Genomic DNA, 20,203 nt, shown 5'->3' on the forward strand with positions numbered 1-20,203 from the left:
TCGGGTTATACCAGGCCTACTTACCTTTGTAGGTGTGCTACACCATTCATAGTTTGTTACTTTTTATTGATGCTCACTGATCAAACCAACGATCTGTCTTTAGCGGCACTGTTGGATGTTTTGCCAGAAGGAATCTCCTGGTTAAAGCCCATGTACAGTCCCAGTGGCGAGCTGGTCAACTTTCAGTTTATTTACGTCAATGGGGTTATTCGTACCCAGTCGACACTAACGAACTACAAGCTTGAACCGGGTGCGCTGTTCCTCGACGACACTCAGGTGCGGCCAGCTTACTTTGCGAAACACTTCTGGCTGCTGGCCGAAGTGCTGGAGACGGGTGTCTCTCAGACTTATACGCAGTTCAACGACGTCTTGAATGGCTGGTACACAATTACGCACCAGTCCATGAACGGGGGTATCTTAAGTGTAGCCCGCGATGTGTCGGACCAGATTCAAGCGGCTAAAGCCATCCAGGAACAGGCTACTCAGATGCAGGCGATGCTCGAAGGGTCGCAGAATGGTACGCTCCTAATTCAGCCGGTTTACACGGCTGATCAACAGCCCAACGACTATGTGATTGTTGCCGCTAATCAGGCCTTCGGCGACCTGACAAACGTGAATGTGAAAGCGGTCATTGGTCAGAGCCTGGGCGAGGTGTACCCTGAATACAAGCGCGCCGGTGTGTTCGACCTGTACTGCGCTACCCTGGCCGATGGGATACCCCGCAAAAGTGAGGTGTACTACGGCGATTCCGATCGGCGGGGATGGTTTGAATTGTCAGTTTCCCGGCATGAGAGCTACCTGGTCATTACTTCGACCAATACGACTGAAGCCCGGCTGGCCCGCGAAACAATTGAAGAAGCTGCCCGAAACCTGCAGTCGGTCATCGATCATGCGCAAACGGGCATCTTCGTTTTCAGCCCGATCCTCAATGAGGCAGGGGATGAGATCATCGATTTTCGCTTCAAAACGATCAACCGGATGGTGGCCGCCCTGGTGGGACAAACACCGGAAACGCTAACGGGAGCCGTAGCTTCTGACTGGTTTACCAGCTACCGCGAAACCGGTCTCTTCGATCAGTACCGGCGGACGTACCTGACTGGTGAAGAACTTCGGGCGGATATCAACTACAACGTTGACGGTTTCGATGTCTGGTTCGATGTGCAAAGCCGACGCGTCGAGAATGATGTGCTGGTTACGTTTACCGACTACACGTTGCTTAAGCAGGCGCAACAAGTGGTTGAACAACAGGCCGTGAAGACCCGTCAGCAAACGGAATTGCTCAACAGTGTACTCGACGGGTCAGAGAGTGGTATTATGGCTTTCGAAGCAATTCGGGACCCGGCCCGGCAGCAGGCAATCGTCGACTTCCGCTTTGTAGTGGTCAACAAGGCCTGCGAGTCAATTATAGGTTTACCGGTTGAGTCTCTGCTGGGCAAACGACTGTACGATATGTTTCCGGGGAATTGGGAAACCGGTCTGTTTGACCTGTATGTGCAAACGACTGAATCTGGCCAGCCGGGGAGCACTGAAGTATACTATAACCACGATGGCCTGGATTTCTGGCTTAGTATCTCGACCCAGAAACTGGGCGATGGCTTCGTGGTGACGTTCTCAGATATCTCAGCCCTCAAACGGGCCACCAAGGCGGTTGAGGCGGCTTCTGAAGAGCTAAGTACGGTTATCGACACCTCACAAACGGGAATATCCCTCATGTCACCCGTACTGAATGAAACGGGAGAACTGGTCGATTTTCGATTCAAAGTAGCCAACAAGCAACTAGGCGCCTATGTGGGTCAGGAGTCCGCTACGATTATTGGGGACCTGGCCAGCCGTTGGTTACCTGATTACCTGACAAACGGGCTATTCGCACATTACAGGGAAGCCTATCTGACGGGCGTAACCAAGCGCTTCGATTTCCACTATGAAGGTGATGGTATCGATGTGTGGCTCGATCTGATGGTAACCAAAATGAACGACGCGGTGCTGGTGACATTCACGGATTATACCGCCCTGAAGCAGCTTCAGCAACAGCTCGAAAACACGATTGCCGATCTGAAACGCTCTAACGCCAATCTCGAGCAGTTTGCTTACGTAGCCAGCCATGATTTGCAGGAGCCGCTACGCAAGATTCAGTCGTTCGGTGATGTGCTGCAAACCCGGTATGGCAGCCTGGTAGGACTCGACGGTATTGACCTGATTGTAAGAATGCAGATCGCCGCCAACCGAATGTCGGGGCTGATTCGTGACATCCTGGCTTACTCACGGTTAGCCTCGCGGCGCGATGATGCTCAACTGGTGTCGATACAGGCGGTAGCTACGCGAGTGCTCGACGACCTGGACCTGACAATTCAGGAAACTGAGGCCGTGGTGCAGGTGGGTGAGTTGCCAACGGTATATGGCGATGAAATGCAACTCCGTCAATTGCTTCAAAATTTACTTTCCAATGCGCTCAAGTTCAGGTCAAACGAGCGATTACCCGTCATCAGTTTGTCGGGACATCGGGTAGCCGCAGCTAATCTGCCCGACGATGTACTACCTGTTCAAAAAGCAGCTTTTTACGAGTGCATTACATTGGTCGACAACGGAATCGGGTTTGACCAGAAATATACAGACCGCATTTTTCAGGTGTTTCAGCGTCTGCACGGGCGTAGTCAATATGAGGGTACGGGTATTGGCCTGGCTATTGTGCAGAAAGTGGTTGAGAATCACGGCGGCGCCGTAACGGCCAGCAGCCAACAGGGGCAGGGGGCCGTCTTTACGATCTACCTGCCGGCGGTGTAGCCATACGCTGAAAGAGAACCGAACTGACGGGTGGGGGATAGATTAGGCTTTGGGGTTAGGGGGCTTTCCCCTATCTTTGAGTATGGATAATTTTGTGGTTTCGGCCCGGAAATACCGCCCCGCAACGTTCGACACCGTTGTTGGTCAGGGGCATATTACCACCACACTCAAGAACGCGATCAGGACCAATCAGTTGGCCTCGGCGTTTTTGTTTTGCGGGCCGCGGGGCGTTGGTAAAACCACCTGCGCCCGGATTCTCGCGAAAACAATCAACTGCACCAATCTAACGCCTGATTCAGAAGCCTGCGATCAGTGCGAGTCGTGCGTTAGCTTTAATCAGAACGCTTCGTTCAATATTCACGAACTCGATGCGGCCTCCAACAACTCGGTAGATGACATCCGTAACCTGATCGATCAGGTACGTTATCCGCCGCAGTCGGGGAAATACAAGATTTATATTATTGATGAGGTGCACATGCTCTCGGCGGCGGCTTTCAATGCGTTTCTGAAAACGCTGGAAGAACCGCCTACGTACGCCATTTTCATTCTGGCAACGACTGAGAAGCACAAGATCCTGCCCACGATTTTGTCGCGCTGTCAGATCTTCGATTTCAACCGGATCAAGACCGCCGACATGGCCGCGCACTTGGCCGACATTGCCCGGAAAGAAGGCGTTACGGCCGATGGCGAATCGCTGGAGCTGATCGCTCAAAAAGCCGATGGTGGCCTGCGTGATGCGCTGTCGATGTTTGACCTGAATGTGACGTTCTCGACCGACAGAACGCTACGTTACCGGGAAGTACTCGACAACCTGCACATTCTTGACTATGATTATTACTTCCGGCTCACCGATCTACTGTTGCAGGGTAACCTGCCGCAGACGCTACTGGTGCTCGACGAAATTCTGCGCAAAGGATTTGATGCGCACCAGTTTGTAGTTGGCCTGAATCGCCATTTCCGCGATCTGCTGGTCTGCAAAGACGCCGCCACGGTGCAGTTGCTTCAGGTAACCGAGCGGGTGCAGCAGTTGTACCTGACGCAGGCAGCCCAGTCGCCCTTGTCGTTCCTGTTGTCGGGACTGAGCATTGGTGGGCAGTGCGATATGAATTTCAAGCAGGCCAAAGATCAGCGCCTCCACGTTGAACTGTGCCTGATGAAGCTCGCCAGCCTGCGCGACCTGTTGAATTGGGAGGCGATGCCCGAATTAGTAGCTGAGCCGACAGGTATGAACCGGGCATCAGGTTCGGCTACCAATGGCATTGCGATCAGTACTGAACAGATCGCCGAAAAAAAAAACGGCCAGCCTCAGTCGGGTAACGGCCTAGCGACCAATCCGCAGCCTGAGCAAGGCACGTCTGCTCCGACCGACGTACCTGAAACGCCTGCACCAACTCCGGTAGCTGCTGAACTGCCGACGTTTACCAGCGAGCCGCCTGCAAATTACCAGCCGCAGCCAGCGGCCCGTGCAGCGGCGGCTCGTCCGGCAGTGCTGCCGCTTCCGCCCCGTACGGCGGCTCCCGCCGCCGGAACGCCGTTACCGGCCACAAGTCGGCTACGGTCGACAGTGGGTATTGGCGCCAAGCCACAGGCTGTGGAAACCGAAGTGACGATTGCTGCCGGTGAGCGCCCCAGCCAGCCATTTACAATGGTGGCCCTACAGACTGCCTGGAAAACGTTTGCCGCTCAACGTCGCCAACAGACCGACAATGCCAGCGAACAAATCATTCTGAACCGCGATTTTACGCTGGATGGCACCACTATCACCCTGAACCTCGACAATCACATTCAGGAAGACCTCTTTGCCGGTATGCTGCCCGATCTGCTGGCTTACCTGCGACAGACCCTTCAGAACTGGCAACTTCAGATTGAGCACGCGGTAGTGATGGTTGAGGTAAAGAAGCTGATCTATTCCCCCCAAGATAAATTCAACTACCTGGCTGAAAAGAACCCGGCGCTACATAAGCTCCGGCAGGCATTAGGCCTAGAAGTTGACTATTAGGCACCAGCAAACGCTTGTTGATCAATGACAGTCCTCTTCGATGGCGTTTGTAACCTCTGTAACGGCCTGGTGCAATTTGTAATCCGCCACGATCCGGCGGTGCGGTTCACGTTTGCCGCCTTACAGTCAGCCAGCGGTCAGGCCTTGCTTAAAGCGCATGGGCTACGTACCCACGATTTCGATACGTTCGTTTACATCCGGAACAAGACAGCCTATACCAAATCAACGGCGGGGTTGCTGGTCATGCGCGATCTTGGCGGGGGCTGGCAACTGCTTTACCCACTGGTGTTCTTTCCGAGAGTTGTCCGCGACGCCGTCTATACGCTTATTGCCCAAAACCGGTATCGCTTCTTTGGTCGGCAAGATGCCTGTATGCTGCCGACGCCTGAGCTGAAAAGCCGCTTTCTGACGTAAGTGTTGCTTGCGCATAACGTTGCGCAAGCAAGCAGCCAGTTCGGATTTAAACCAGTTTCACGGCTGCCTCAACTCCCTTCGTGAGCATTGTGGTTAGGTACGTTGTCACCTTATCGGCAAAGCCGGGCAACGTGGTCAGGTCGGCTTGCCATACGTTCTTGTCGGCCAAAATGGTCTGCACAAAATCGGCAACCGATTGGCTGTCACCTGATTTTACGGCTTGCCACTTTTCGTAAAAATAAGCTGCCTGTGCATCGCGAATCGGGTACACGAGTTCGCCACCGGGTACCAGAATTTCACCAATATACTCACCGTCCTCGGTTTGGCGGTTAGCGCGCATAAAGAGCAAAAAAGCGGCGAAGCAAAGCGCCATCCGGTCTGGAATCGCACCAGCCTCGGCCAGTCGCTGCAGCGTGGGTACGTTACGTACCTGCATCTTGGCCGATTGCTGTAAGGTGATATTCAACAGAAAGTGCTCGTTGAACGGATTTCTAAACCGATCAAGCACCTCCTGACCAAATTGCATGACGGCGGCGGCACCATCATCGCCAGCCAGATCGGTGGGTACGCTGGGGGCAATGTCTTTCAGCATCAGGTCTGTCACGAGCGGCCCCATCAGCGGGTGGTTCATCGAATCTTCTACCGTTACGTTGCCCAATAAATAGCTGAGTGGCGTCATAAACGTGTGGGCACCATTAAGGAGCCGAAGTTTACGCTCGCGGTAGAAACTGATATCTTCGTCGATAACCAGGTGCGTTGGGCTAACCTCAGCAAAAGAGAGCACTTTCCGTACCCGGTCGTCTCCTTCAATGGCCCAGAAATAGTAAGGCTCGGTGGCCGTCAGGAGGGTGTCGGTATAGCCTGCTTTTTGCTCGAATAGGGCCGTTGCTTCTTCGTCCGGTTTGCCCGTCACAATCCGGTCGACCAGCGAGTTACAAAAACGGACGTGGAATTTAAGCCATTTCATGAAGAGCTTACCCAACTCATTGTGTTGGGCGGTGCGTTCAACGGCATCCCGCAGGCGCAGCCCATTGTCAGGTAACAGTTCGGTTGGCACAACTACCAAACCCATCTTGCGCGAGCCACCCGCCCCTTTGAATCGCTCGTACAGAAAAGCCGTCAGCTTCGCCGGAAATGACTTCGGTGGTGTCTGAAAAATGCTTTCTTCCACATACTGCAGGCCTACTTCGGTTGTATTGGACACCACTACCTGAAGCGATGGTTTACGAGCCAGCGCCAGCACGTCTTCCCACTGCGTTTGGGCGGCCAGCACCCGGCTGATCGCCGTTACAACCGTTTGTTCTTCCACCGTTTGCCCGTTCTGAACACCACGTACCCACACAGAATAGCGGTTGTCTTGCTGGGCAAATTCACTGACATCATTTCCGGTCGATTTTACAACGACTACCGAGCCATTAAATACGTTCTGTTTGTTGGCTTTGTCGATCAGGAAATCGACCAGACCGCGTAGCAATACGCCTGTACCAAATTGAAGAACTCGTTCGGGGAGTGCTGCGGCGGGTGTGCCGACGGCGGTGATGACAGACGATGGGAGTTGATTCATGGGGCAAAATAAGGGGCAGCAGACATGCCTGTTCAACAGGTCTGTTAATAATAAGCTAAAATTAAGTCTACGGCGCATATATGCGCCTATAGGTGATTGATTACTTGTAAATTGAGTAGAAAAACAGGCTAAGTTATCGCGCCATTGTAAAATCAGGGGCGAGTTCTTCGTCTGAAACAGGCTCCAGGCGAGGCAGTACGAGGTGAATCAGCAGTAGGGCCAGCAGGTACGTACAACCTGCCATAATGAATAACGGTTGATACCCAACAGTGTTAATTATATCGCCTGAGTAACGGGCCAGCAGAATACCGCCCACGGCCCCAAACATGCTGCCAATACTGGTCACCGACGCCGTTACGTTCTTCGGAAATAAGTCTGATGCAAACGTATACATGTTGGCTGACCAACCCTGATGGGCTGCCGTGGCCAGGGAGATGAGCGCAATGGCAACTACCAGGCTGTTTGTCTCAGAGGCGTATACGATTGGTACTACGCAGAGCGCACAGATAAGCATGGTCGTCTTGCGGGCCCGGTTGGCCGACCAGCCCGAATTCATGAGTTGGGTACCCAACCAGCCAAAGAAAATGCTGCCCGCGTCGGAAACTACGTAGATGATCAGGAAAGGAACGCCGAAAGATTTAAGGTCGAGTTGCTGATCGAGTGCGTCGTTTGAATTGAAAAAGTCGGGCAGCCAGGCCATGTAGAACCACCAGATGGGATCGGCCAGGAATTTGCCAATGGCGTAGGCCCAGGTTTGCTTAAACGACAGTAACCGGAGCCACGACACCCGTAGGGGCGGTTCGTTAGCGGCATCGCTCTGAATATAAGCTAGTTCTGCCGGCGTAACCCGGTTGTTTTTTTGCGGTTTGCTGTAAGTGAACCACCATAAAATCAGCAGACCGAATCCCAGGAGCCCCGTAACTAAAAACGAACTACGCCAGCCAAAATTCAGAATCAGGGAAGGCACAACTAGGGCGGTAAGAATAATGCCTACGTTGGTGCCAGCGTTGAAAATGCCATTTGCGTAGGAGCGCTCGCGCCGGGGAAACCACTCCGATACCGTTTTGATGGCCGCCGGAAAGTTGGCCGCTTCACCAAGCCCAAGTGTGACACGCGCCAGCGTGAGCCCCGATAGGCTCTGAATCAGCGACGTACCGGCGGCGGCCACGCTCCAGACCAGAATGCCGAGCGAAAAGCCACGCCGGGTGCCAATGCGGTCGATCAGCCAACCCATTGCCAACAGGCCAATGGCATAGGCAAACTTAAACGCTGAATCGACTTTGCTGTATTCTACGCGAAATTCGTCGATGCGTTCCTGGGTCAGGATATCCGTTGGGCCTAGTCCGAGCATTTGCTTTCGAAAAAGCTCGTCGGTCATGGTAAAGGACAAAACCTGTCTGTCGATGTAATTAATGGTTGTTGCGATAAAAAGAAGCGCAACCATTCGCCAGCGGAATGTACCGGGGGAAATGATATTCATGCCGTCGAAAGCAGTGTTACCAGTGGATTTACTATGACGTATCGAGCGGTCTGCCGCTGCGGTTTAGGGTTCATGTGCTTCGCTGGGGCGCTCACTGGCTGGTTAGCGGAGCACATGAGACTTGGCACATACAGCTACTGCTCAGGTACGTACCAGAATGGAATGGCGATTAATTCGTCGGCGTTCGCCTGCTTCGGGCGTTTTATGCCAACCCGAAGCAGGTTACGGCCCGTAACGAGATTACCCGGCACTAATACCGTTTGCCACCCGCGTTGCTGCAACGTACCCGCCTGCCCAAATAATAGACCGGGCCGGGGAATCACCGAGTCGTTGACAGTTAGCTGGATGAACTGATTAATCTGCTGACTGCTCCAGATTCCGCGCTGCTGGCGTCGCTCCAGCCTTGGTAATGTATCGAGCCCGACGGGTTCTTTGGCCAGGGCCATCAGCAGTGTGTCGAGGGCTTTAGGGTACGCAATAAACAGCCGTAGATACGGTTCTCGGATTACGTCAGCCTGAATAGACGCTACATTAACGTACTCACCTTCAGGGCGCTGATTGTCGTAGGCACCAGGATCTACAAACAGGCTATCTACGCGGGCGCTGTAGAGGTGACGGCTGTTGAATAAGGAAATACGTGGGTCGTTGCGGCTTTGATCAGAGATGTATTCGATGAAAAACGCGACGAAAAACGCCAGCATGAAGAAGAGAGCCGTACGGGTAAAGCGTTTCTGAGGAATGTGGCTGTAGAAGGTATTCGTCACGTAAGACGAGTGCCGGTACATACCCATCATGAGGATCTTCATGAAGAACTGAGTGGTTCTTGTCAGCAGGTAATACAAGCGGGCACCTGTCGGCGATTCTTTTACCTTTTTCAGATTCAGCACAATAATGGCAACGTAGAATAGGCCCACCACAACGCCTATACCAATTTTGATGTTTTGCCAAACAGCCGGAGGTACGTTGGGCTGCACAATCAAGTAAAATGCCAGACTTAGTACGTAGAGCAGACTAACCACGATCAGAAAAAAAACAAACTGAAAGGCAAGGGCGAATACGATGTTGCACCGCTTGTCGAGCCAGAGAATATACCGGTCGAGGGGCCCCAGTTCGTTGGCCATACGTTGCTGAATCTCGGGAGTGGAGAACGGCATGCGGTCGTAGTGTATACCCGACGGGTACACGGCCAGCAACCCGACCAGCCCCACCCAAAACGCCCGCATGACGAAGTTGACCAAAAACGCCACAAACAGGATGTTCAGAGCCGTTCGGATCATACTGTAGGCCAACGGTGGTAGTAAACTGGCTAATCCCTTGGCATTGAGCAGAAAATTGTATCGCAGACTAGCAAAGGCCGAATCGAGCAGGTCGGGTAGCTGCAGGATGGCAAACATGGCAACGCCCGAAATAGCCAGTTCGAGGTTCCAGCTTTGAGTAGTCAGTTCCCGGAGCTTTTCCTGTTCATCGGGCTGCAGGGTAGAGTTTTCGGTCATGGCGGCGGAGCTTGATGGAAGCAGAGCAACTGACTATTTGTATTGTTTGCCGTCTTTCATTACGAAGCGGACGCTTTGCAGGGTCTTGATATTTTGAATGGGGTTCTCATCAACGGCGATGATATCGGCGAATTTACCCGCTTCGATCGAGCCGATCTGCGTATCCATCCCCAGCAGTTTGGCATTTGTCATCAGCGCCGTACGGATGGCTTCGACTGGTGGCATACCCGCCTCAACCATGTATTCAAACTCTTTGGCGTTGTAGCCGTGCACATACACGCCCGCGTCGGTACCGAAGGCGATATTCACGCCGGCCTTGTAGGCTTTGGCAAAGGTGGCCTGGATCTTCGGGCCAATGGCCAGGGCTTTGGGGGTTACCAGGGCGGGGTAATAGCCAAACATCCGGGCTGAGTCGGCTACGGTTTTTCCCGCAATGATAGTGGGCACGAAATAGGTGCCATACTTTTTGAAGAGGGCAATGGCTTCGTCGTCCATGTAAGTGCCATGTTCGATTGTTTGCACCCCGGCTCGAATGGCGCGCTTGATGCCTTCAGCACCGTGGGCGTGGGCGGCAACGGCGTAGCCATAATCTTTCGCGGTTTCTACAATGGCTTTCAGCTCTTCATCGTTGAACTGTGGCCCCTGGCCGTCTTTGGCGTTGCTGAGTACCCCGCCGGTAGCCGTGATTTTGATCAGGTCAGCCCCTTCTTTGTACCGCTGGCGTACGGCCTTTCGCGCTTCATCGGGCCCGTTGATCACGCCGTCCATCGGACCCGGATCGCCCATGAGATCGCGGCGAAAACCGTTTGTTGGATCGGCATGGCCACCGGTAGTGGCAATCGATTTGCCGACCGTCAGAATACGTGGTCCGTCGGTAATACCCCGGTTGATGGCGTTGCGCAGGGCAACGTTGATGCCTGTGCCTCCCAGATCCCGTACGGTTGTAAAACCGGCCATCAACGTTGTTTTGGCGTATTTAGCAGCCTGGAAGGCCATATCAGGTACGTTCTGGGTGAAGCGGTCACTGGCACCACCGCGCCGGGTTTCGGTTTCCATATGCACGTGCATATCGATGAGGCCGGGCAGTACCGTTTTGTTTTTCAGATCAATTACCCGATCCTGGCTGGTTGGGGTAGCATAGCCCCGCTGAACGGCGGCGATTTTGTTGCCTTCTACCACAATCGTCATTTCGCGTTGCAGATCATTGCCGGTGCCGGCAAACAGCGTACCGCAATGAAGCAGGGTACGGGTCGGCGCGTTTGTTGTAGCGGTAGGTTGTGCGACTAATGTAGACGTGCCAAGGTAAAGCCCCAGCAGTAGAGACAAGTAATGACGGCTCATGAAGTTGATTTGTGGGTACAAAAAACCGCAACCCAATGGGTTACGGCCTTGAAGATAGGGAATAATGTAAATCCTTCTGTCGTCAGAGGGGAGCAACTTGAAGGATAGCCCTACCCGTAACACCTTTGTCAGTTTCGCCCGTGTATTGCCCCCTCAAAATTACCTTGTAGAGTTGGTCGCCTAACCGGACACTCGTTGAATCGCTCCGGTTGCCGGTACGCCCGGACCAGGCGCCAAACCCGGCAAATAACCACACCGACTTACTTTCCTGATTCTGGATTACTCGCACTGACGCCATTACGTTATCCGCAACGAAACAGGCTGCATCCTTGGGACAAATCGATATATAGACCGTGTCGGCAATGACGGTTGGCCCTGCTGGCGTCATCACCTGACGACCTGGTTGTAAGGCCACAAAACCGGCAGGCAACGGCGCTACCGAATCGGCCTGTTTGCAGGCGTAGGCTATGGTGAGAATGACAAGCAGAAAGGCCGAAGTGAGTTTCATGGTGTGCGATAGAAGCAGAAATGACAGGCGACAACGCGATTATAATTTTGATACTTCGATGATGGCCTGCGTCGGCGACTGGCTTGGCTTCGTAAACGATGGGTACGGGGTAACATCGCGCAGGATTACTTTGTATGTAGTACCCGCGAAAACAACACCCGTTGAATCGGCCCGTTGCGGGTAACCCACCGTTGGATCAGGACCAAGCACCAGACGTACCTGCTTTTGTTCCGCCGCTTTTGAGAGCGTTGCCCGTACTACTGCGTTACCGCCCCAAATACAGACAACTCCTTCCGGACAGCGGCTGTCGTTCACCGAGTCGGCGCGGACGGTAATGTCATTCTGAACGCGGCCTGATTGATACGCTTGTAAGGTTATGCGGTTGGTTGGAGATACGTCGGCTGTTTTGCAGGCATAGGCCAGCGGTAAGGCTGCTACAAGAAAGGCAGCGATTGACTTGCGTGAGTGGTTCATAACATTCGGGATTAGCACTAAAAAAGCGCAGCCGATGCCGCCAGTGGCTTCATGGACTACGCTTTACATGACCCGAACCCCGAAATGGTCGTTGGAACCGGTTTATTATTTTTTAACAATCACGCCGTCGGCCACAAACGTGAGCGCCTTTTCGGGTTCGGTGATTTTCGCGATTTCTTCCTTGCTCTTACCGGCATCTTCAGCGTAGTGACGAAGCTCATCGACAGGTGTAATGCTTTGTACAGCAGTGCCCTGCATGACTACCGTCTTACCAACGATGTCTTTCGGAACAAAGAAGCCGTAGTCTTTGAAGGATACGCGCATAGTCTGTCCGTCGGCGGTGTTGACCTTCATCCAGCAGCCTTTCACTTTGCAGACTGATTCAACGGTGCCTTCAACCTTGGCCGGCATCTCTTTTTTGTCAGCCATTTTGGCGGCTAGCTGCGCCGCTGGAACCGCACCTTTCTCCGTTATTTTTTTGCCGTGAAAGGAATCCTGCGCTGATGCGCCGATGGCAAGACCCAGCATAAGGGCCAGTGTTGCAACGAGTTTCATACGTGTTTGTGTGTTTATCATACAAATATAAGGTCAAGTTTCAGGTTCCAAGTTTCGATTATGTTGCTTAGTCATCATCAGGTTGATTGGCAGCGCACTTGAAACCTGAAACCTACTCCAACACCTCTATCCAGCCTTTACACTGACTGCCGCCGGGTGTGGTGAGTAGGTAAAAATAAGTGCCGTGGGGCGTTTTGCGGCCCCAGTCATTGCCGTAATTGTCTGATTTGTAGAGCAGTTGCCCCCAGCGGTTATAAATAGCCAGTTTAGCCCCCGGAAAGCCTACGTCGAATACATCATTTTTGCCGTCTTCGTTGGCTGTGATCGTATTCGGAATCTGGCTGAAGTCCTCGTAGATGATCGGGTAGTTCAGCGACAACGAACAGTCGTTTTTGATGGCAGTTACTTTGATTTCATACGTACCTGAGCGCGGATACCGGTAATTCTCCGGCACCCGCGTGCGGAGCGTATCGCCGTTGCCCATAACCCACAAAAACTGGTTGGCCCCCACGGTTGCGTTGGTGAATGTCAGCCGGGTAGGCTTGCCGCAGTCGGGCGAGGCGTCTACCTGAATGGTGGGGATAAACGTGTTATCAGCGCTAACCGTTACGGTTCGGTTTACTGAGCAGCCATATTCATTCGTAATCGAGACGCTGTACGTCGTGGTGGTTTTAGTCGCTACCAGAATGCTGGCCGAGGCGGGGTTGGTTAATCCTGCGGCTGGCGACCACAGGTACGTAACGCCCCCCTGCGCCGTGAGCGATACGGGCCGGTCGGCACAAAGCATAGTATCTTTACTAACCCGGAAATTCGACGGATAGACCTTTATCACCTGCTGTGTGGAGTCGACCAGTTTGCAGTTCAGTGGATTGTAGGCCCGAAGCCGAACCACATAATCGCCGGGCTTATCAAAGGTATACGTCGTTGCCCGCGGGTCGGTTGATTGTACTTTGCCCACGATCTGCCAGTCGTACTGCCGCCCGCCGATGCTGGTATTCTGGAAGTTCAGTGTCAGGGGAGCGCAGCCTTCAACAACGTTCTTGCGGGTGCCTGCGTAAGTGTCGAACGTCGCTTTCAGTTTATCGGTGTCAAATTTGAAGGCGATGTTGTTGCAGCTCGAATTCCCGCGCGTTTTCGACCAGGCTGTAGATGTAGCCGGAAACAGATTGGTGCGGCAACTGCAGGCGGCGTGATAAATGGTGCCGTCTTTATCGAATCGGCAGGTACCGCCGTCAACGTGATCGCCATCGTTTGTGACGGCATTGGCAGGCCGGGTATCACCCATAAAAGTGCCATAGAGCAGCGATTTGGCCCCTCGCTCCAGCACACCGATCCAGAAATTACTGGCGCTGGTGACCGACTGGTAAGCGTCGGGCGTAACGGGCATGCCTGCCGTGGTGCTGAACGCGTTGTAGTTATTGCGGTAGTTGACCACGCCGCCCCAGCCCGCAATGTAAATGTTTCCGCAGGAGTTGACCAGAAAGGCCGTTGGGGCAATGTCGGGGCCGGTTACCGATCCGTTGGCCTGCAACGCCCGCCCTGTACCGATCACAGTCGAAAAAATGGTTTGGCTCAGATCGGGCGAAAGAGCATGGACAAACTGACCGCTTCGCGCATTACTGTACACCGCCGCCGATACCGGGTAGGGCCCGCGGGTAAGCCCCAGCACGTGCGGGATGTTATCGGGGCCAATATCGACCAGGTCGGCTACGTCGGAGAAGGACGTACCTAGGTACGTTAGGGCCGTGATACGGCCATTGGTCAGCCGGGCCAGGTAACCGTCGTTCAGGCCAGCGAGGCGGGGTTGCAGGCTGCCGGTTGTGCCCAGATTACTGCTGTATGTGCTGCCACAGACATAGATCGTACCGTCGGGCGACAGGCGTAGCCCGTGTGCTTCGTCGACATCGTTACCGGCAATGCGGGTCGACCAGCGGAGTTGAGCGAGGTCGGCCGAGAGGCGACAGACCACGCCGTCGGAATAACCGGCCAGCCGGGAGCCATCAGTCACGGGAAAATCGGCCGACTGACTGGTGCTGGCTACATAAATATCGTCGGCCGCATCCACGATGACTTCACCCCGGAACTCGTCGGAGTAGTTGCGGATATGCGCCGACGGGGGCGTAAACAGGTTGAGGCCGTCGTTGCCCGAGCCACCCAGGTACGTACCGCTGACCAGTGTTTTACCGTCTGCGCCGAGCCGGATGATACACAGGTCACTGGCGAGGAAATAGTCGAGGTACCCGCCGTAGACAGAGGCACCACCCCCACGCACAGAGGTGAGGGTACGCTGGTATGCCCCCGCCGACGTCGGAAAATCAGCTGAGGCTGTACTGCCCATCACAACCAGTTCACCTTTGCTGTTTACCACGGCGCTATGCGGCAGGTCGGCTCCGTTGCCCCCCAGGTTCACGGCATAGATCAGCCGAGACCCATCGGCCGAAAATTTCATGATACCGATGTCTGTTTGCCCGGCATAATTAACCTGAAAAGCCCCCGTCGTGGCCGGGAAACCTGTGCCCCAAACCGACCCGGCTACGTAGGTATTCCCCTCCCCATCATAGGTGGCGGTATGCCCAAAATTGTCGGCCTGTGAACCGGAAAAGGTGGTAAAAACCAGTTCGGGATCAATCGTAAGGGGCTGGGTGTTGTCGTATCCGTTCGGAAAATCGAAGTGGGCTACCTGGCCAGTTAGCGCCCAGCGGGTAACTACTTCGGTGGCTTTATCGGCTCGGGTAACAAAGCTGAAAGGGGCATTTTCACGAAACTCGTTGACCGATGTTTGAACAAGAAGTCGGTTTTCTGTCAGCGACAGTTGATCGGCTCCCGAGTAGGCCAGTTGAATCAGGGCGGGATTGGCCCCCGGCTGCACCACAAATTCGTATTTCAATGTCTGGTAGTAGGCGTAAATCCTGAAATTGATGCCCGGGTATACGTCGTGGTACATCACTTCCGGAAACCCCCGAACGCCACCCGCCCACTGAGCCGGATTTGAACCGGTAAAGTAACTAAACGACGTACCTACCGGGTTGATGCCTTCTATCCGACTGGCTCCATTAGGATGCAGCATGGTTACACCAACGCCGTGTGCCCGAACGGTGGGTAATACCGGCGCCGTAGCAATGGGGGCTGCATGGCGGCGGGCAATCTCTTTTGCCTCGTAAAAAACGTAGTGCAGGCCGCTCTTTTTCAGGAACAGGAATCCGCCCGGCAGATCTGCCCTAAACAGAATATCGGTCGCCCATTGCCCCCTGTTCTCTACAAACACGATACCCGGCGTGGATGCACCCGGCCGGGCCGACGTTTCGGTGGATTCGCCCGAAAACAAGCCAGCGGGAGCCGATCTAGCGGGCAGGTACGTTGCCAGAACGACTAGGAAGAGTAGAAGAAAACGCATAGCGGCAGGGTAGGGGAAAGCCTTACCTAAAGCTACAAAAACTATTCCGAGCCTGCACAACACGTGGCGATCGGATTCGGAGTGCCAGAAACAATTGACTGGAATAACACGGCCAGCGCTACCGTTTCCACTGCATCACGTCCAGCACATTGGGGCAGAAATCGTACTCAGTGGGTTGATTGGAGCCAATCAGCAGAAGTACGGGTGGTTGCGTGGGCGGGGCAATGAGCTGGGTGACGTGCTCATGATACCAGGCTGCCCCCTGTCGGTCGAGGTTGGAGGTGGGCTCGTCGAGAAGGACGATTCGCGCTTCGGAGAAAAACGCGAGGCCCAGTTTTACGCGTTGCTTCATACCCGACGAGAAGAATTTGATCTCTTTGTTGCGGGCGTGGCTGAGTTGCATCTGCTCGATTAGGTCCAGCGAAGTGGCTCCGTTTCTGAACGGTTTGAAGCGACGGTGGAAGTCGAGGAGTTCCGTCAGCGTCAGTTCTTCAATGAGTTCGAGGTAGGGGGCGGCCAGCACGATGTGCCGGAACCAGTCATCTTCGTCAAGCGCCTTGTCATTCAGCAGGTACGTTAGCTTACCCGCCGATGCCGGCTGCATGCCCGCCAGCACTTGTAATAAAGTTGATTTACCGCTTCCGTTAGGGCCGACGAAGGTGTAGCTCGAACCCGCCGACAGCGTAAGGTCAACACCGCGGAAAATCCATTCCCGGCGGTATTTCTTCCCAATCTGTTCAGCGTTGATGGTCATGTATAGGTCGGATGTGGGCGGGTTTGGCATCTCGGATTTCGAATCGGGGGCTGCTCCGCCAGGTCAAGTATCACCTCAGCAACGACGCCAATCCCCGATTCAAAATCCCGCAGCCTACCTCTGAGGGCCGGGCTTATTCCCCGCTTCCACTGCTGGGGCCTTTCATAATGCCGCGTTCTGAATTGCGGATGAAATTGAGTACTTCGTCGCGTTCGGCGGTAGCTGGAATATCGAGTTCGATGCGGTTCATCGCTTCGGCATTGTTGAAGCCACGCAGGAACACGTACCTGTAAATCTCCTGAATCTCGTTGATCTGCTCGTTGGTGTATCCCCGACGGCGTAGGCCAATTGAGTTGATCCCAGCATAGGAAAGGGGTTCGCGGGCGGCTTTGGTAAACGGTGGAACGTCTTTCCGAACCAGCGACCCACCCGATACCATGGCGTGGGGGCCAACTTTTACGAACTGATGCACTGAGCTTGACCCACCGATGATGGCCCAGTCGCCCATGTGGACGTGCCCGCCCATCTGCACGTTGTTGACAATGATGCAATGATCGCCAATCCGGCAATCGTGGGCTACGTGTGCGTAGGCCATAATCAGGCAGTTGGCGCCAATTTCGGTGCGCCAGTGCTCTTCTGTTCCCCGGCTAATGGTGGCGTATTCGCGAATGGTGGTGTTATCACCGATGATGGCCTGAGTTATTTCGCCGTTGAACTTCAGATCCTGCGGCACACCGGCAATAACGGCGCCCGAATAGATCTTGCAGTTACGACCGATTCGCGACCCCGAATTGATCACCGCGTGTGAGCCAATCCAAGTGCCTTCTTTGATCTCAACGTCCTTATGAATAATAGCGAAAGGCTCGATGACTACATTTTGGGCAATTTTGGCTTCGGGGTGGACGTAGGCTAATGGTTGGATCATTTTTTCTTGACTAGGCTCGCGATCATGTCGGCTTCGCAAACGAGTTGATTATTCACGTACCCACGTCCCTGCATCTTAACAATACCGCGCTTCATAGGTGAGCTGAACTCACAACGGAAGATTACGGTGTCTCCGGGCAATACGTTGCGGCGGAACCGGCAGTTTTCAATGCCAATCAGGTAAGGCCAGTAGTTCTCAGGGTCGGGTACGGTGCTCAGCACCAGAATACCACCCGTTTGCGCCATGGCTTCTAACTGCAATACACCGGGCATGACCGGATTGCCCGGAAAGTGACCCTGGAAATACGGCTCGTTCATAGTCACGTTCTTGATGCCAACCACGCTGTTCTCATCGAGGGCAACGATTTTGTCGATCATCTGGAACGGGTACCGGTGGGGCAGCAACTGCGTGATGCGGTTGATGTCGAGCACGGGTGGCTGCTTCGGGTCGTATTGAGGAACCTGATTCTGCGCGTTTTTCTGAATCAGCCCCTTGATCTTCTTGGCAAAGGCAACGTTGGCCGCATGGCCAGGACGGGCGGCCAGAATCTGCGCTTTGATGGGCCGGCCAATCAGGGCCAGGTCACCAATCATATCGAGCAGCTTGTGACGGGCCATCTCGTTGGGGTAGTGCAACTGCAGGTTGTTCAGTATGCCCGCCTGCCGGTTGATACCCACCCGTGGCTTATTGAGCAACTCGGCCAGGTGGTCGAGTTCGCCCTCATCTACGTCACGGTCTACAATGACAATGGCGTTGCTCAGGTCGCCGCCTTTAATCAGGTTCTGCTTGTACAGGGCTTCCAGTTCGTGCAGAAATACAAACGTACGGCACGATGCAATCTCCTGTGAAAACAGCGTCAGGTCGTTAAGCGACGCATGCTGGCTGTTGATCACCTGCGAATTGTAATCGACCATCACCGTCAGGCGGTAGTCGTTTAGGGGCAGGGCCGCAATCTCGATGTCTTTTTCGGGGTTGCGGTGATGCACAAACTCCGTGATCTCGAAGTACTTGCGGTCGGCGTTCTGTTCTTCGATACCGGCAAATTGCAGGGCCTCCACAAACTTGATCGACGAACCGTCCATGATCGGTGGCTCCGGGCCATCGAGCTGGATCAGCACATTGTCGATCTGAAGGCCAACAAGGGCAGCCAGGGTGTGTTCAACGGTGTGAATACGCGCTCCGTTTTGTTCCAGCGTAGTACCGCGCGACAGGTCGACAACGAAATCGACGTCGGCGTCTACAGTTGGCTGACCGGGCAGGTCAACACGCTGAAACTTATACCCGTGGTTGGCTGGTGCGGGCATAAAGGTCATCGTTGCCGATACGCCTGTATGCAACCCGACACCCGATACCGAAACGGCTTTCTGAATGGTCTGCTGTTTAATATTCATAGTTGAAAGTTTCAGCTGTCAGGTGTCAGGTGTCAAGAAGCTGCGCTAATCAACTTATTGCTCATGTAGCAGCGCCACTTGACACCTGGAACATGACACCTGAAACTAAATTTTTTTTTCTAAGTCACTAACCCGCCGTTCCAATTCGGGCAGGCGGCGGAAAATAGCCTGCGAACGCATGTTGTCGCGCAGCAGGAATGCGTGCGATCCATTCAGCGAAATACCTTCCTCGGTAATGTTCTTGCCAACGCCCGACTGAGCGCCTACCTTGGTGCCGTTGGCGATGGTGAGGTGACCGGCAAAGCCAACCTGGCCTGCTATCACGCAATTATCGCCGATGCGGGTTGAGCCCGAAATGCCTGTCTGGGCAGCGATGACCGTGTTCCGGCCAATCTCTACGTTGTGGCCAATCTGAATCAGGTTGTCGAGCTTAGCGCCCTGCCTGATGACCGTCGACCCCATCGTTGCGCAATCGATGGTTGTATTTGAGCCAACACTCACGTAGTCTTCCAGTATCACATTGCCCAACTGCGGAATGGTCTTGTAGGTACCGTCGGCCTGAGGGGCAAATCCGAATCCGTCTGAGCCAATGACCGCGTTGGGGTGGATGATGCAATTTTTGCCAACTACCGTATTATCAATCAGTTTGGCGCCTGAATGAATGATCGAATTATCGCCGATGGTAACATTGTCGCCAATGTAGGTGTGCGGATAAATCTTCACATTCTGCCCAATCCGGCACTGTTTTCCCACGTAGGCAAACGCACCCAGATACCCCCGCTCACCCATCTGGCTACTCTCGTGGATAAAGGATGGCTGCTCGATACCAACCCGCGCATAGCTGATGAGCCGATGGTATTCTTCTAATAATTGGGTAAATGCCAGATACGAGTTTTCGACCTTAATAAGCGTGGCAGAAACAGGCTCACGAGGTGTAAACGAGCGGTCTACAATCACGGCTGACGCCTGCGTAGTGTAGAGGAATGACTCGTATTTGAGGTTGGAAAGAAAGGAAATACTGCCTGTTGATGCCTCTTCGATCTTAGCTAACTGGCTGACTATTAACGTGTCATTGCCGCTAACGTCACCGTTAAGCAGAGCGGCTATTTGCCTGACTGTGAACTCCATAT

Annotated in this window: 15 protein-coding genes; 3 read left to right on the top strand and 12 right to left on the bottom strand. The window is 53.9% G+C overall.

Annotated features, from left to right (window positions below):
* Nucleotides 1–150 precede the first annotated feature (150 nt).
* The 3 genes from F7231_RS02630 (at nt 151) to F7231_RS02640 (ending at nt 5,194) form a co-directional block, all read left to right on the top strand.
* Nucleotides 151–2,781, top strand: a complete 2,631-nt coding sequence (locus tag F7231_RS02630) for a PAS domain-containing sensor histidine kinase (protein WP_157510824.1) — start codon at nt 151–153, stop codon at nt 2,779–2,781.
* Nucleotides 2,782–2,863: 82 nt separating this feature from the next.
* Nucleotides 2,864–4,780, top strand: coding sequence for a DNA polymerase III subunit gamma/tau (locus tag F7231_RS02635; protein ID WP_166690807.1), 1,917 nt, complete (start codon nt 2,864–2,866; stop codon nt 4,778–4,780).
* Between the two features lie 24 nt (nt 4,781–4,804).
* Nucleotides 4,805–5,194 carry a thiol-disulfide oxidoreductase DCC family protein gene (locus F7231_RS02640; protein WP_166690808.1) on the top strand — a complete coding sequence of 130 codons (390 nt, stop codon included), beginning with the start codon at nt 4,805–4,807 and terminating at the stop codon, nt 5,192–5,194.
* A gap of 46 nt (nt 5,195–5,240) precedes the next feature.
* Here F7231_RS02640 and F7231_RS02645 read toward each other — a convergent pair whose 3' ends face one another.
* From F7231_RS02645 to lpxD, 12 genes are all read right to left on the bottom strand, one after another.
* A complete protein-coding gene (locus tag F7231_RS02645) occupies nt 5,241–6,758 on the bottom strand; it encodes a tagaturonate reductase (protein WP_166690809.1) in 1,518 nt (505 codons plus the stop codon).
* Nucleotides 6,759–6,891: 133 nt separating this feature from the next.
* Nucleotides 6,892–8,238, bottom strand: a complete 1,347-nt coding sequence (locus tag F7231_RS02650) for an MFS transporter (protein ID WP_085414827.1) — start codon at nt 8,236–8,238, stop codon at nt 6,892–6,894.
* A gap of 134 nt (nt 8,239–8,372) precedes the next feature.
* On the bottom strand, nt 8,373–9,731 hold the full coding sequence (locus F7231_RS02655) for a hypothetical protein (protein ID WP_166690810.1): 1,359 nt from the start codon (nt 9,729–9,731) through the stop codon (nt 8,373–8,375).
* 33 nt (nt 9,732–9,764) lie between these two features.
* Entirely contained in the window at nt 9,765–11,072 is a 1,308-nt protein-coding gene (locus F7231_RS02660; RefSeq protein WP_085414825.1) for a metal-dependent hydrolase family protein, read from the bottom strand.
* An 82-nt stretch (nt 11,073–11,154) separates the two neighbouring features.
* The gene (locus F7231_RS02665; protein ID WP_166690811.1) at nt 11,155–11,580 is read right to left on the bottom strand and encodes a hypothetical protein; all 426 of its coding nucleotides are present in this window, start codon (nt 11,578–11,580) and stop codon (nt 11,155–11,157) included.
* A 39-nt stretch (nt 11,581–11,619) separates the two neighbouring features.
* Nucleotides 11,620–12,054: a hypothetical protein gene (locus F7231_RS02670; protein ID WP_166690812.1), complete on the bottom strand. Its 435-nt coding sequence runs from the start codon at nt 12,052–12,054 to the stop codon at nt 11,620–11,622.
* A 105-nt stretch (nt 12,055–12,159) separates the two neighbouring features.
* Nucleotides 12,160–12,609, bottom strand: a complete 450-nt coding sequence (locus F7231_RS02675; protein WP_085414822.1) for a DUF4920 domain-containing protein — start codon at nt 12,607–12,609, stop codon at nt 12,160–12,162.
* Between the two features lie 112 nt (nt 12,610–12,721).
* Nucleotides 12,722–16,003: a DUF7948 domain-containing protein gene (locus F7231_RS02680; protein ID WP_166690813.1), complete on the bottom strand. Its 3,282-nt coding sequence runs from the start codon at nt 16,001–16,003 to the stop codon at nt 12,722–12,724.
* Nucleotides 16,004–16,121: 118 nt separating this feature from the next.
* Nucleotides 16,122–16,757: an ABC transporter ATP-binding protein gene (locus F7231_RS02685; RefSeq protein WP_166690814.1), complete on the bottom strand. Its 636-nt coding sequence runs from the start codon at nt 16,755–16,757 to the stop codon at nt 16,122–16,124.
* A 133-nt stretch (nt 16,758–16,890) separates the two neighbouring features.
* Nucleotides 16,891–17,682 (bottom strand): acyl-ACP--UDP-N-acetylglucosamine O-acyltransferase, encoded by a 792-nt coding sequence (gene lpxA / locus F7231_RS02690; protein WP_085414819.1) that lies wholly within the window; start codon nt 17,680–17,682, stop codon nt 16,891–16,893.
* Nucleotides 17,679–19,073, bottom strand: coding sequence for a bifunctional UDP-3-O-[3-hydroxymyristoyl] N-acetylglucosamine deacetylase/3-hydroxyacyl-ACP dehydratase (locus tag F7231_RS02695; protein WP_085414818.1), 1,395 nt, complete (start codon nt 19,071–19,073; stop codon nt 17,679–17,681). Before F7231_RS02695 ends, lpxA begins: the two co-directional genes overlap by 4 nt.
* Nucleotides 19,074–19,178: 105 nt before the next feature.
* Entirely contained in the window at nt 19,179–20,201 is a 1,023-nt protein-coding gene (gene lpxD / locus F7231_RS02700) for a UDP-3-O-(3-hydroxymyristoyl)glucosamine N-acyltransferase (protein WP_085414817.1), read from the bottom strand.
* Nucleotides 20,202–20,203: the final 2 nt, after the last annotated feature.

Origin of the sequence: Fibrivirga algicola, assembly GCF_011742925.1 — a bacterium.
Classification (GTDB): Bacteria; Bacteroidota; Bacteroidia; order Cytophagales; family Spirosomataceae; genus Fibrella; species Fibrella algicola.